Origin of the sequence: Burkholderia sp. DN3021, assembly GCF_049805555.1 — a bacterium.
In the GTDB taxonomy this organism is placed as follows: Bacteria; Pseudomonadota; Gammaproteobacteria; order Burkholderiales; family Burkholderiaceae; genus Burkholderia; species Burkholderia pyrrocinia_C.
In genome coordinates this window covers 1-12282 of record NZ_JBNCAB010000038.1, presented here as the reverse complement: position 1 = coordinate 12282, position 12282 = coordinate 1, and the positions used below count along the sequence as shown (strand labels likewise).

The following is a 12282-nucleotide window of genomic DNA, read 5'->3' as shown; positions in this document are numbered from 1 at the left end:
TTGCTAAAATCAGTGAGTTCACTGGAGACTCATCATGAAGCCGCTCATTCTCGTCGCCGCTGCCGCCGCGTTTGCCGCCGCCAGCGTCGCTTACGCCGCCGGCGCCACGCCTGACGCCGACGCGCAGGCGCGGGCCGAGGCCAACGAAGCCGCCGGCCTGCCCGATCTCCGCAAGATCAACCGGCCTGGCGCCGAAGTCACGTCGAAAGTCGACTTCGCCGACATTCGACGCACGCCGAGCTTCCATGAAAAGAGCAAGAACGGCACCGAGGTCACCGAGTACCGCGACCGCGGCAAACCGGTCGAGATCGACGTGAAGTCGAACTTCGGCACGCGCTACCAGATGAGCTCGACGCCCGACACGTCGCCGAAGCCGCACGACGCGGGCATCCCGATCACGCGCCTGCCGTCGCTGAACCTGCGCTACTGATTCCGACGCGCCGCGTCGATCGCGGCGCGCCGCCTCCCTTCACCTGCTGTCGCGACGCATGCCGCCCGCGTGCCGACACCCTGACCTGACGCATCCCGCATGGCCGTTTTCACTGCTGTTTCCGACTCCGATCTCGCGCAATGGATGCGCCACTACGAACTGGGCGACGTGCTTGCGTTTCGCGGCATTCCGTCCGGTATCGAAAACAGCAATTTCTTCCTGACGACGACGCGCGGCGAATACGTCCTCACGATCTTCGAAAAGCTGACCGCACAACAGCTGCCGTTCTACCTCGACCTGATGCGCCACCTGGCCGGCCACGGCGTGCCGGTGCCGGATCCGATTCCGCGCGACGACGGCGCGCTGTTCGGCGAGCTGCACGGCAAGCCGGCCGCGATCGTCACGAAGCTCGACGGCGCGGCCGAACTCGCGCCGGGGGTCGAACACTGCATCGAGGTCGGGCAGATGCTCGCGCGCCTGCACCTCGCGGGGCGCGACTATCCGCGCAACCAGCCGAACCTGCGCAGCCTGCCGTGGTGGCAGGAGAACGTACCGGCGATCGTGCCGTTCATCACGGACGCGCAACGCACGCTGCTCGAAGGCGAGCTCGCGCACCAGGCCGCGTTCTTCGCGTCGGACGACTACGCGGCGCTGCCGGCCGGGCCGTGCCATTGCGACCTGTTCCGCGACAACGTGCTGTTCGCGCACGCGGCGCCCGGCACCGGCCACGACGTGCGGCTCGGCGGCTTCTTCGACTTCTATTTCGCCGGCTGCGACAAGTGGCTGTTCGACGTCGCGGTGACCGTCAACGACTGGTGCGTCGACCTCGCGACCGGCGTGCTCGACGTCGCGCGCGCCGATGCGCTGCTGCGCGCGTACCAGACCGTGCGACCGTTCACGGCCGAGGAACGCCGCCACTGGAGCGACATGCTGCGCGCGGGCGCGTACCGCTTCTGGGTGTCGCGCCTGTACGACTTCTACCTGCCGCGCGCGGCCGAGATGCTCAAGCCGCACGACCCCGGTCATTTCGAACGCATCCTGCGTGAGCGTATCGCGCATACGCCCGCGCTTCCCGAGATCCAAACCGCATGCAACTGATCGAAGTGCCCGCGAAAACGGGCTATGTCTGGTTCCGTCAAGGCGTCTGGCTGTTCCGCCGGAACCCGCTCGCGTTCATCACGCTGTTCTTCACGTACCTGCTGGCGATCACGCTGGTGTCGATGGTGCCCGTGATCGGCTCGGCGCTGCCGCTGGTGCTCATTCCCGGCATCGCGGTCGGCTTCATGGCCGCGTGCCGCGACACGGTGGCCGGCAAGCCGGTGATGCCGACGATCCTGATCGATGGCTTCCGCTCGTACGGCACCGTTACGACCCAGCGGCTGCTCGTGCTCGGCGTGATCTACGTCGCGTCGATGGTGCTCGTGTTCGCCGCTTCGTCGTTCGTGGACGGCGGCGCGCTGTTCCACGTGATGATGGGCGCGGCCGACGAAGCGAGCACGACGCCGGAAACGCTCGCCGCGCAAGGCACGTTCGGCGCGCTGATGTTCGCGACGCTGCTGTATCTGCCGATCGCGATGCTGTTCTGGTTCGCGCCGGTGCTCGTCGCATGGCATGACGTCCCGCCCGCGAAGGCGCTGTTCTTCAGCATCGTCAGCTGCTGGCGCAATCGCGGCGCGTTCGTCGTGTACGGCGTGCTGTGGTTCGGCGTCGCGCTCGGCACGTCGCTCGCGCTGTCGCTGCTGCTGCAGGCGCTCGGCGCCGGCGCCTATGCGCTGACGATCATGATGCCGGTGACGATCATCATCGTCACGATGCTGTACTGCTCGTTCTACGCAACCTATCGCGGCTGCTTCGGCGTGCAGGAGCCGGGCGCGCCGACGACCACGTCGGGCCGCTGAAGCCCCCCGGCCGGCGCGCGTCGCCGGCCGTCACGCTGTTCTCCGCGCCGGGTTGCGTCCCGGCGCCCCCTCCCTGTCTTGCGCCCCTCCGCGCATCCGTCGCCCGCCGCCCCTAGCCGGACGCCCCTAGCCGGGCGCCCCTGTTCAACCCGATCTTTTGCGCGCAAAATAATTTGCGTACAAATTGTTCGCGCGTCCACCGCGCCTCCCGAATCATGGACCGCCCACCCCCGCTGCCCCAGACGCTCGACGAGCAACTATGCTTTGCGCTCTACTCGACTTCGCACGCGATGACGAAGGCGTACAAACCGCTGCTCGACAAGCTGTCGCTGACCTATCCCCAATATCTCGCGATGCTCGTGCTGTGGGAGCGCGACGAGATCGCGGTGAAGGACATCGCCGCGCGGCTCGACCTCGACCCGGCCACGGTCACACCGCTGCTCAAGCGGCTGGAAGCGCTCGGCTACGTCGAGCGCGCGCGCAGCGCGGCCGACGAACGCGTCGTGAACGTGCGCGTGACGCCGGAAGGCCGGGCGCTGAAGAACCGCGCGCGCTCCGTGCCCGCCGATCTCTTCTGCGCGATGCAGCAAACGCCCGAGTTCCTGATCAGGCTGCGCGCCGATCTCCAGCAGTTGCGCGACGCGCTGTCGGCCGCCAACGAACGCTGACGAACCGAGCGTCGGCCGACCGGCCCGGCACCGCCGGGTTTTTCTTCAAAATTTCATTTGCACACTAATGATTTGTGTTCTATATTTTCTCCGTGGCCGGCGACGTTCCATTCGACCGGGCCGCCTTTCTCCCCTTTTCCCGACAGGAGCTGCACGATGAACATTCTGTACAAGACGAGCGCCACGAGCACGGGCGGCCGCGACGGCCGCGCGGTATCCGCCGACAACAAGCTGGAAGTGAAGCTGGCCGCGCCGCGCGAACTCGGCGGCACGGGCGCGGAAGGCACGAATCCGGAGCAGCTGTTTGCCGCAGGTTACTCGGCGTGCTTCCTGAGCGCGATGAAATTCGTCGCCGGCCAGAACAAGCAGGCGCTGCCGGCCGATACGCAGGTCACTGCAGAAGTGGGCATCGGCCCGAACGACGCAGGCGGCTTCGGGCTCGACATCGAGCTGCGCGTGTCGCTGCCGGGGCTCGACAAGGCCGACGCGCAGGCGCTGGTCGACAAGGCGCACCACGTGTGCCCGTATTCGAACGCAACGCGCAACAACGTGCCGGTGCGCCTGACGGTCGTCTGACGCGACGCAGGACGACGAATGCAAAAGGGCCCGTGCGCAAACACCCCCCACGCGCCCTTTTGAGTGACTCGCCGGAACGGCGGGCCGGCTGGCCCGGGCTGCGCTGCTTAGCGCGCGCCGAACGAATACGGGCGGTTCATCGACGCTTCCCGATCGATCTTGCGCATACGGAATTCGAGATCGTAGATGTCGGTTGCTTCGGACAGGTACGCCTCGGCGCGCTCTTTACGGGCCGTTTCAGCGTTCTTGGTCAGCATCAGGAAGAGGTGGCTCAGCAGGTACATGTTCGATCTCGCAATCCAAAGGGTCTTTGACTAGGGTTTTCCCGAATTATAGGGAAAACCCTAGGCTTTGGCCAGCGTCGATCATACGATGCGTCGTTCGGTCGCCACAGTGCGCCGATATGCTTCGAAAAAGGCCCAGATCATCGCGCTCGCATCGGGGCCGACGGCCGCATGAAACGGCACGGCTTCGTCGCCGCCAGCCCACGCGTGATCGAGCCCTTTCACATGGCAGAGCCGCACGACCGGTTCGCCGTCGCGGCAGACATCGGTGATCTGTGCGCCCGCGCCGCGCGTCTCGACACGTTCGCCGCCGCGCAGCGCGCCGCGGCTGTCGGCGAGCCCGTTCAGCCGCATGAACTGCACCGTCAGCTGGTCGGCGTTCTTCGGCGCGACGACGTGGTCGCCGTCGCCCTGGACGATCAGCGCCGGCATGCCTGGATACCCGCTGGCGTCGACCAGCGCATCGACGGCTGCGGCCGGGTTCTGCCGCACGCCGCGCCGCATCACGTCCATCGCGGTGATGCCGGAGTTCGCCTCGCCGAGCGCGGGGCCCGAGTGCAGCGCGACCGCAGCGAAACGGTCCGGATGGTGCAGCGCAAGAAGCGACGCGAGGCCCGCACCGGCCGACAGCCCCGCGACATAGACGCGCGACGCGTCGAAACCCCGTTCGTCGACGAGCGCGTCGACCAGCGACGCAACCGCGTTCGCCTCGCCGCGTCCCGCGCGGTCGGTGTCTTCATACCAGTGCCAGCAGCCGTGCGCGTGCGCGCGCAGCGACTGTTCCGGATACAACACCGCGAAACCGTGCTTGTCGGCCAGCAGGTTCATCCGCGTGCCCTGCACGAATTCGTCGACGGACTGCTGGCAGCCGTGCAGCATCACGACGAGCGGCATCGCGCCGCGCCGGCGGCCGGGCGGCACGTAGAGGCCGTACGCGAGATTCTGGACGAGACGCCCGAGCGCGGGCGCCATCGGATGTTCGCCGCGCGTCCACTCGCCCGCCGCCCACGCGGCCGCGCGCGGCCGCACGCGCGATTCGCGCGGCGGGGACAGATCGGATACGGCGGGGGAGGCGGCGGCCTCGAGTGCGTCGCGTGTGATGCGTTGCGCATCGCGCGCCGCGCGTTTGGCGGCCGGAGACAGCATGCGTTTCATGCCGCCCAGCCACACCTTGGTCAGACTTTTGGTCATCGATCGGGCTCGCAGTCAGGAAAAATAGGGGCGCAACGAGGGCGCCGCAACGGATGCATCGTTCGACTTTGTGCAATGCACCATAACATTGTTTCCGGGATTTTTCCTGCGCGGTGAGTTCCCGACGGCGCAAAAAACGGGGCTCGTGCGCACGCGGCGCTATACTGGGGATTCGCCGCTTGTATCCGTTGTAGTCGTTCTTCCCGGCTCGCGCGTTGATTTAAGCATCCTCCCCGCCTTCGTTCGTCCCCTTCCCGATGTTCGACCTGCCGTCTCACCTGTGGATCATGATCACCGCGTTCGGCGGCGCCGGCCTGACCTTGCCGCTCGCGATCACGATCGCCGTCTGGCTCGCGCTCGGCTACTCGTGGCAGCGTGCGGCCGCGTGGCTCGGCGTGCTCGCAGCCGCGATCGGCGTGGTCGCGCTCACGAAGATCGCGTTCCTCGGCTGGGGCATCGGCATCCGTGCGTGGGATTTCACGGGCTTCAGCGGCCACGCGATGCTGTCGACGTCGGTCTATCCGGTCGCGATCTTCCTGATGTTGATTCGCATGCGCACGCCGGCGCGGATCGCCGGCATCGCGCTCGGGCTCGCGGCCGGCATCGCGGTTGGCGTGTCGCGCGTCGCGCTCGACGCGCATTCGCCGTCGGAATCGATCACCGGCTGCATCGTCGGCGCGATCGCTGCGCTCGCGTTCATCTCCGGCTCATGGCGTGCGGTGCCGCACCGCTGGTCGGCGCCCGCGGTCATCGTGAGCCTCGCACTCGTCACCGTCGCGCTGCACGGCATCACGGTGCCGTCGCATCGCTGGGTCACGAAGGTCGCGCTGCAACTGTCGGGCCACGAGCGCCCGTTCGTCCGCGCGCGCTGGAAGGCCAACCCGAACTACCGCCCTGCGTCGCAGCCGTCGTCGCTGCAGCGCACCGAATCGTCGACGCACACGCTGCACGCGTGACGGGGCGTCCTGCCGTCACGCCCGCCGTTCTTCAGGTCTGACCATTTCATGCGCACCGTCGCATGAGCGGTATGCCAAGCGTTATAACCCACCCTATATTACGATTACGGTTTCCACCCATTCCAACGAATCCGCCATGCGCTCAATCGTCCGTCCGCTTCGCCGCACCCTGCTCCGCCTGCTGCCGATCGCCGCGCTTGCCGCCGCCGGTGTCGCGTTCAGCGCGCCCGCTTCCGCCGACGAACTGGTCGTGTCGGCGGCCGCCAGCCTGACGAACGCGTTCAAGGCCGTCGGCGACGCGTACCAGAAACAGCATCCCGATACCAAGGTGCTGTTCAACTTCGGCGCGTCGGACGTGCTGATGCAGCAGATCGCCAAGGGCGCGCCGGCCGACGTGTTCGCGTCGGCCGACCAGAAGGCGATGGATCGAGCGGCCGACGAAAAGGTGATCGTGCCCGGCACGCGCCGCGATTTCGCGGCGAACTCGCTCGTGCTGATCGTTCCGGCGGACAGCCACGCGGCCGCGCCGACGTCGCTGAACGACCTGACGGCGCCCGGCGTGAAGCGCATCGCGTACGGCGACCCGGCATCGGTGCCGGTCGGCCGCTACACCGAAGGCGCGCTGCGTGCGGCCGGCGTGTGGGATGCCGTCAGCGCGAAGGGCGTGCTGGCCGCCAACGTGCGCCAGAGCCTCGACTACGTCGCGCGCGGCGAGGTCGACGCGGGCTTCGTGTTCGGCACCGACGCCGCGATCATGCCCGGCCGCGTGAAGGTAGCGCTGACGGTGCCGACGAAGACGGCCATCACCTATCCGATCGCCGTGGTCAAGGACAGCCGCCACGCCGCGCAGGCGCAGTCGTTCGTCGACTTCGTCTCGTCGCCGCAGGGCCAGGCCGTGCTGTCGACGTTCGGCTTCAAGCCCGCGGGCAAGTGAGCGTATCGCGATGCAAGACGCCTGGGTACCGCTGCTGCTGTCGCTGAAGGTCGCCGGCTGGGCGACCGCGCTCGACATCGTGCTCGGCGTCGCGGCCGCGTTCGTGCTCGCGCGCTGGCGCTCGCCGCTGCGCGACGTCGTCGATTCGCTGCTGACGCTGCCGCTCGTGCTGCCGCCGACGGTGCTCGGCTATTACCTGCTCGTGCTGCTCGGCCGGCGCGGCGTGTTCGGCGCATGGCTCGACAAGCTCGGCATCGAGCTCGTCTTCACGTGGCAAGGCGCGGTGATCGCATCGATGGTCGTCGCGTTTCCGCTGATCCTGAAGTCGGCGCGTGCCGCGTTCGAGGGCGTCGATCCGCATCTCGAGCGCGCCGCGCGCACGCTCGGGCTCGGCGAAGCCGCGGTGTTCTTCCGCGTGACGCTGCCGCTCGCCACGCGCGGGATCCTCGCAGGTGCGCTGCTCGCGTTCGCGCGTGCGCTCGGCGAGTTCGGCGCGACGCTGATGATCGCGGGCAACCTGCCCGGCCGTACGCAGACGCTGTCGGTTGCGATCTATGCGGCCGTGCAGGCCGGCGACGACAACACGGCCAACTTCCTCGTGCTGGTGACGTCGATCACCTGCGTGCTCGTGCTGCTCGCGACCGGCTGGCTCGTGCCGTCGCGCGCCCGGCGGAGCCAGTTGACATGAAGCGCCTGCCTCGTCCGTATCGCCTGTCTCGTGCGGCGGCCGGCTTGCTTCGGCGGAGGCCCGCATGAGCCTCGTCGTCGATATCCGCAAGACCTACGCGAACGCCGAGCGCCGTTTCACGCTCGACGTGTCGTTCACGGCGGCGACGCAGCGCGTCGTGCTGTTCGGGCCGTCCGGCGCGGGCAAGAGCATGACGCTGCAGGCAATCGCCGGCCTGCTGTCGCCCGACGCAGGCACGATCACGCTGAACGGCGAGCCGCTGTTCGACGCCGCGCGCCGCATCGACGTGCCGACCCGGGAACGGCGCGTCGCGTACCTGTTCCAGGACTACGCGCTGTTTCCGCATCTGAACGTGCGCCAGAACATCGCGTTCGGGCTGACGTCGGGCCTGCGCAACCCGCGCGCGAAGACGGTGCCGCCCGAAGTCGCGTATTGGCTGCACGCGTTCGACCTCGAAGCGCTCGCGGGGCAGTATCCGTCGCAACTGTCGGGCGGGCAGAAGCAGCGCGTCGCGCTTGCGCGCGCACTGGTCGCGCAACCGCGGATCCTGCTGCTCGACGAACCGTTCGCGGCACTGGACGCCGCGATGCGCCAGCGCATGCGCCACGAGCTCGCCGAACTGCAGGCGCGGCTCGACATCCCGATGGTGCTGATCTCGCACGACCCCGACGACGTCGCCGCGTTCGGAGACCAGGTCGTGCAATTGAGCGAAGGACGCGTGCAGGCGGCACCGCCGCACGCCGAGTGGCCGACGCGCGTCGCGTGAGCGCGCGAGGCCGGGGCCGTGGCGCTGGCAGCCACGCTGGAGCCTGAGAGAAGCCGCACGCGGCGGCATAAGCTGAAAACGGAAACGAAGCCGGCGCCATGCAGACGACGTCCGGCGCCGGCTTCGCCCCCGTCCGTCACACGATCGCCGCAGCACGCACGCGCTACCGTGCCTGCACCGTTAGCCCGTCACCGCGAGAATCACGCTCGATGCCTTGAACAGCGCGATCGCCGGCCGGCCGGCGTCGAGCTGCAGCGCATCGACGCTTTCGTTGGTGACGACGGCCGTCAGCGTCCCGCCGCCGTCGAGCGCCAGCGTCACTTCGCTGTTCACCGCGCCCGCCGCGACGGATTCGACGCTGCCGCGCAGCCGGTTCCGCGCGGACACCTTCAGCTCGGGCCCGCCATCGTCGACCGCCAGCACGACCCACGACGCCTTCACCAGCGCGCAGGCGTCCGCACCTTCCCGCAGGCCGAGCGCATCGACGCTTTCGTGCGTCAGCACGGCGACGATCGGCTGCCCGCCTGGCAGCGTGAGCGTCACTTCGTCGTTGACCGTGCCGCGCACGATCGATGCGACCTTGCCGAACAACTGGTTGCGCGCGCTGGTCTTCATGCCGATCCGGCCGATCAGCGCCCAGTCGACGTCGAACCCGGCAACGGCCGCGCTCGCGGCGTCGATGAAACGGCGATGCTCGCGCTCGATCGTGCGGAACGCTGCGATCAGCGACGTCGCGCGCGGCGTCAGCGTCGTGCCGCCGCCGCCCTTGCCGCCCGTCGAACGCGCGACGAGCGGTTCGCCGGCGAGATTGTTCATCGTGTCGACCGCATCCCATGCGGCCTTGTAGCTGAGGCCGACGGCCTTCGCCGCGCGCGTGATCGAACCGGTGTCGCCGATCGCCGCGAGCAGCGCGATGCGCGTGGCGCCGCCGAGCGTCTGCTCGCCCGCGCGCAGCCACAGCTCGCCGCCCAGTTCGAGCGGCTCGGAAGACGGGGAAGAATGCGGTGCGTCGGTCATCGGTATGAATGCGGGAAACGGGCGGCCATTATATTCAGCGCGCGCCGCTCAGCCCGGCTTGCCGTCGAGCTTCGGCGGGCGCAGGCTGGCCAGCAGCGTCTCGGCGTCGCGCGCCGCGCGCTGTTCGAGCGCCGCGCCGTAGCCGCGCACGAAACCGAGCTGGTACGGCGGCGCCGTCAGTTGCTCGAGATGTTGCAGCGCGACCATCGTGTCGTTCGATTCGCCGAGCACGCTCTGCACGCGCGCGAGCGTCTTGACCGTCTCGTTGCGCGTGCGGCGCGATGCCAGCGACGCGAAGAATTCGAGCGCATAGCGCAGCCGCTTCGCGTCGATCCGCACCCGGTGGCGCGCAGCCGTATCGAGCGACGTGAGCGACGGCGATGCGTAAAGATGGCCGAACAGCCGCCGCACGCGCTTCGTCGCGTGACGCCGCAGCGACGGCGCGTCGCCGCCTTCGGCAGGCGGCAGCGCGAGCGTGCTCAGCCATTCGAGCCAGCCGAGCGTCAGCCGCGCATAGCGGGCCGAATGCAGCGCCTGCCGCAGTTCGACGCGCGCGGCCATGGACTGCGCACGCGCGGCGTCAAGCGTGCCGTTCCAGTCGGTGCCGCCGCCGTCGGCCGCGATCAGCGCGGGCAGGGTTTCGGTCGAGAACACGTCCCAATCGCGCACCGTGCCGAGCAGTGCGGCGAGCCAACGCAGGTCGACGCCGAACGCGTCCTTCCATTGGCGGTCGGCAAAGAGCGGAAAGAAGCGCATCAGCGTGCGCAGGCGGCGCAGCGCGACGCGCATCTGATGCACGAATTCGGGATCGTCGCGATCGAGCACGCCGCCCTCGTTGCCAAGCCATTGTGCGGCGATGTCGCCGGACAGCGCGAACAGCGCAGCACGCTGCGTGCGGATGCCGGTCAGGTCGACGAGCCGCGCCTTGACCGGCCCGGCGGCGGCCGGCTCGCCCGCACAGGCGCGGTCGATCACGCTCGTCAGTTGCACGAATGCGGGCCACGCGCCGCTCAGTTCGCGCGCCGCGGCAAACAGCGCGTGCAGCGCGGCCGCGCGCGCGGCGAAGGTTTCCCAGTCGGGCGCGGCGAGACGCAGTTCGACGTAGCGGCGCGGCGGCTCGCCACCGCCGTGCAGCGTGACGTCATCGAGCGTCATCTCGACCACGACGCCGCTGTCGTCGGCCCACCGCCCGCGCCGCCGGTCGCTGACGAGGCGCAGCGCCGGCGATTCGGGCGGCGCGCCGGCGGCCGGGCGCTCGGTTGCGTCCGGCGCGACGCCGTCGACTTCGTCGACGTCGCCCGTCGGCGCATCGGCATCAACCGCGGCGCCTGTTGCGGGCACGGGCAGCGGCATCGCGACGACGATGCCCGCATGCTCCGCGTCGAACAGTTCGCGCTGCGTGACGCCGGGCGCGAACGCTTTCGTGCGGGACGCGACGACTCGCCTGCCATGCACGTTCGACTCGACCCAGGTCCACCAGCTCGCGCCGGGGCTCGGCTCGGCCTCCTCGACCTGGCACGGCTCGATCGTCACGCGCTCATGGCCGCGCCGCATCCGGACCTGCGGGCAGATCCGCCATGCGCGCACGAGCTCGGCGCCGAAATCGCGCTGCGTGCCGCGGGCGCGACTCCCAGCCTTGACCGGCCAGCCTTCCAGCGACAACGACAACACGATTTCCAGCACACGCGACATGGAAGCTCCTGCACATGAAGATCGCCGGCGCATCGTCCGCGCCGGCGTCGTCCGTGAAGCAACTTCCATAGTACACGCCGTCAAAACGCGCAGGCGACGATCCGGCCCTGTCGCGCTGTCGCGCATCAAACGGCGTATTGCGCGATGCCGTTGCCGAACGACCAGTCCTCCTTCAGCACCTCGACAAGACTGATGAATACGTCCTGCTGCCGCACGCCGGGCTGCTGCGCGAGGTTCTCCGCGATCGTCCGGTACAGCGCCCGCTTCTGCTCGAGCGTGCGCGTGTTGTTCGCGGTGATCTGGATCATCACGAGATCGTCGCTGCGTTCGATGTCGAGGTAATGGCGGCCGAACACGAAATTCTCGGCCGCATGCTCGGTGACGACCATGAAGATGTCGTCCTCGGGCACGTTGAACGTGTGCATCAGCGCGAGATGCACGCCGTCGACGAGCGCCGCGCGGTATGCGGCCGGTTTGCCTTCGCGCACTGCGATACGGGTGAATGGCATGGTCCTGCTCCTGTCGGTGACGTTGAAGAACGGAAACACGGCATCAGGTTAGCCCCGCCGAACTATAATGAACACTCATCAATGAATATTTCATTCATTTTCATTTGAAATGAAAGTACTCGACCTCGATGCCGTGCGCGCGTTCGTGCTGGTCGCCGATCTCGCCAGCTTCACGCGCGCCGCCGATGCGCTCGGCACCACGCAATCGGCCGTCAGCCTGAAGCTGAAGCGGCTGGAGGCACACCTCGGCAAGCCGCTGCTCGCGCGCACGCCGCGCGTGGTCAAGCTGGCTGCCGACGGCGAAAACTTCCTGCCGGCCGCCCGTGCGCTGCTCGACGCGCACGACCACGCGCTCGGTGCGATCTCGGCCGGCACGCACCGCCTGTCGCTCGGCGTCAGCGAGCACGTCGCGGTACCCGACCTGCCGGCCGTGCTCACGAGCCTGCATCGGCAGGATCCGGGGCTGTCGCTGGAAATGCATCTCGGGATGTCGGCGGGCCTGCTCGCGCAATACGACGAACGCCGGCTCGACGCGGCGATCGTGCGGCACGAGCCCGGCGAAGACCCGCCGCGCGACGACGGCACGCTGCTGTTTGCCGAACCGCTGGCCTGGCTCGCCGCGCCGGAGTGGGCGCCGCGGGCGGGCGAGCCGCTGCCGCTCGCGGTGCTGGCC

Annotated in this window: 15 protein-coding genes; 10 read left to right on the top strand and 5 right to left on the bottom strand. The window is 68.7% G+C overall.

The window, feature by feature from the left end; genetic code table 11:
* Positions 1–34 precede the first annotated feature (34 nt).
* The 5 genes from ACPUER_RS19455 to ACPUER_RS19435 all read left to right on the top strand — a co-directional run bounded on the left by ACPUER_RS19455 (position 35) and on the right by ACPUER_RS19435 (position 3572).
* Complete coding sequence (locus ACPUER_RS19455; protein ID WP_034185188.1) at positions 35–430, top strand: hypothetical protein; 396 nt, start codon at positions 35–37, stop codon at positions 428–430.
* A gap of 99 nt (positions 431–529) precedes the next feature.
* Entirely contained in the window at positions 530–1528 is a 999-nt protein-coding gene (locus ACPUER_RS19450) for a homoserine kinase (RefSeq protein ID WP_034185187.1), read from the top strand.
* The gene (locus ACPUER_RS19445) at positions 1519–2328 is read left to right on the top strand and encodes a BPSS1780 family membrane protein (protein WP_175958662.1); all 810 of its coding nucleotides are present in this window, start codon (positions 1519–1521) and stop codon (positions 2326–2328) included. The genes ACPUER_RS19450 and ACPUER_RS19445 overlap by 10 nt, the downstream gene beginning before the upstream one ends.
* A 215-nt stretch (positions 2329–2543) precedes the next feature.
* Entirely contained in the window at positions 2544–2996 is a 453-nt protein-coding gene (locus ACPUER_RS19440; protein ID WP_425131893.1) for a MarR family winged helix-turn-helix transcriptional regulator, read from the top strand.
* Between the two features lie 156 nt (positions 2997–3152).
* Positions 3153–3572, top strand: a complete 420-nt coding sequence (locus ACPUER_RS19435; RefSeq protein WP_031399791.1) for an organic hydroperoxide resistance protein — start codon at positions 3153–3155, stop codon at positions 3570–3572.
* Positions 3573–3679: 107 nt separating this feature from the next.
* Here the strand turns inward: ACPUER_RS19435 and ACPUER_RS19430 are convergent, their stop codons facing one another.
* Together ACPUER_RS19430 and ACPUER_RS19425 are read right to left on the bottom strand one after the other, a co-directional pair.
* Positions 3680–3856 (bottom strand): DUF3563 family protein, encoded by a 177-nt coding sequence (locus ACPUER_RS19430; protein WP_065502568.1) that lies wholly within the window; start codon positions 3854–3856, stop codon positions 3680–3682.
* A gap of 81 nt (positions 3857–3937) precedes the next feature.
* On the bottom strand, positions 3938–5047 hold the full coding sequence (locus ACPUER_RS19425) for an extracellular catalytic domain type 1 short-chain-length polyhydroxyalkanoate depolymerase (RefSeq protein ID WP_072439400.1): 1110 nt from the start codon (positions 5045–5047) through the stop codon (positions 3938–3940).
* A 257-nt stretch (positions 5048–5304) separates the two neighbouring features.
* Here ACPUER_RS19425 and ACPUER_RS19420 point away from each other — a divergent pair, with 257 nt between their 5' ends.
* From ACPUER_RS19420 to ACPUER_RS19405, 4 genes are all read left to right on the top strand, one after another.
* On the top strand, positions 5305–6003 hold the full coding sequence (locus ACPUER_RS19420) for a phosphatase PAP2 family protein (RefSeq protein ID WP_425131892.1): 699 nt from the start codon (positions 5305–5307) through the stop codon (positions 6001–6003).
* A gap of 136 nt (positions 6004–6139) precedes the next feature.
* The gene (gene modA / locus ACPUER_RS19415) at positions 6140–6937 is read left to right on the top strand and encodes a molybdate ABC transporter substrate-binding protein (RefSeq protein WP_175958657.1); all 798 of its coding nucleotides are present in this window, start codon (positions 6140–6142) and stop codon (positions 6935–6937) included.
* 10 nt (positions 6938–6947) lie between these two features.
* Entirely contained in the window at positions 6948–7625 is a 678-nt protein-coding gene (modB, locus tag ACPUER_RS19410) for a molybdate ABC transporter permease subunit (protein WP_072439394.1), read from the top strand.
* Positions 7626–7689: 64 nt separating this feature from the next.
* The gene (locus ACPUER_RS19405; RefSeq protein ID WP_034185179.1) at positions 7690–8391 is read left to right on the top strand and encodes a sulfate/molybdate ABC transporter ATP-binding protein; all 702 of its coding nucleotides are present in this window, start codon (positions 7690–7692) and stop codon (positions 8389–8391) included.
* Positions 8392–8571: 180 nt separating this feature from the next.
* Here ACPUER_RS19405 and ACPUER_RS19400 read toward each other — a convergent pair whose 3' ends face one another.
* The 3 genes from ACPUER_RS19400 to ACPUER_RS19390 all read right to left on the bottom strand — a co-directional run bounded on the left by ACPUER_RS19400 (position 8572) and on the right by ACPUER_RS19390 (position 11609).
* Complete coding sequence (locus ACPUER_RS19400) at positions 8572–9408, bottom strand: TOBE domain-containing protein (RefSeq protein WP_034185212.1); 837 nt, start codon at positions 9406–9408, stop codon at positions 8572–8574.
* 48 nt (positions 9409–9456) lie between these two features.
* On the bottom strand, positions 9457–11100 hold the full coding sequence (locus tag ACPUER_RS19395) for a CHAD domain-containing protein (RefSeq protein ID WP_425131891.1): 1644 nt from the start codon (positions 11098–11100) through the stop codon (positions 9457–9459).
* Positions 11101–11225: 125 nt separating this feature from the next.
* Positions 11226–11609 (bottom strand): tautomerase family protein, encoded by a 384-nt coding sequence (locus ACPUER_RS19390; RefSeq protein ID WP_425131890.1) that lies wholly within the window; start codon positions 11607–11609, stop codon positions 11226–11228.
* A 109-nt stretch (positions 11610–11718) separates the two neighbouring features.
* On the opposite strand from ACPUER_RS19390, the gene ACPUER_RS19385 reads away from it, so the two are divergent.
* Positions 11719–12282, top strand: a 564-nt coding sequence (locus ACPUER_RS19385; protein WP_425131889.1) for a LysR family transcriptional regulator, incomplete at its 3' end; no start/stop codon positions are given.

Coding starts and splice junctions, on each gene's coding strand:
- ACPUER_RS19445 (WP_175958662.1), top strand. CDS start 1,519: ATGCAACTGATCGAAGTGCCCGCGAAAACGGGCTATGTCTGGTTCCGT.
- ACPUER_RS19390 (WP_425131890.1), bottom strand. CDS start 11,609: ATGCCATTCACCCGTATCGCAGTGCGCGAAGGCAAACCGGCCGCATAC.
- ACPUER_RS19400 (WP_034185212.1), bottom strand. CDS start 9,408: ATGACCGACGCACCGCATTCTTCCCCGTCTTCCGAGCCGCTCGAACTG.
- ACPUER_RS19435 (WP_031399791.1), top strand. CDS start 3,153: ATGAACATTCTGTACAAGACGAGCGCCACGAGCACGGGCGGCCGCGAC.
- ACPUER_RS19430 (WP_065502568.1), bottom strand. CDS start 3,856: ATGTACCTGCTGAGCCACCTCTTCCTGATGCTGACCAAGAACGCTGAA.
- modA (WP_175958657.1), top strand. CDS start 6,140: ATGCGCTCAATCGTCCGTCCGCTTCGCCGCACCCTGCTCCGCCTGCTG.
- ACPUER_RS19420 (WP_425131892.1), top strand. CDS start 5,305: ATGTTCGACCTGCCGTCTCACCTGTGGATCATGATCACCGCGTTCGGC.
- ACPUER_RS19450 (WP_034185187.1), top strand. CDS start 530: ATGGCCGTTTTCACTGCTGTTTCCGACTCCGATCTCGCGCAATGGATG.
- ACPUER_RS19395 (WP_425131891.1), bottom strand. CDS start 11,100: ATGTCGCGTGTGCTGGAAATCGTGTTGTCGTTGTCGCTGGAAGGCTGG.
- ACPUER_RS19440 (WP_425131893.1), top strand. CDS start 2,544: ATGGACCGCCCACCCCCGCTGCCCCAGACGCTCGACGAGCAACTATGC.
- ACPUER_RS19425 (WP_072439400.1), bottom strand. CDS start 5,047: ATGACCAAAAGTCTGACCAAGGTGTGGCTGGGCGGCATGAAACGCATG.
- ACPUER_RS19455 (WP_034185188.1), top strand. CDS start 35: ATGAAGCCGCTCATTCTCGTCGCCGCTGCCGCCGCGTTTGCCGCCGCC.
- modB (WP_072439394.1), top strand. CDS start 6,948: ATGCAAGACGCCTGGGTACCGCTGCTGCTGTCGCTGAAGGTCGCCGGC.
- ACPUER_RS19405 (WP_034185179.1), top strand. CDS start 7,690: ATGAGCCTCGTCGTCGATATCCGCAAGACCTACGCGAACGCCGAGCGC.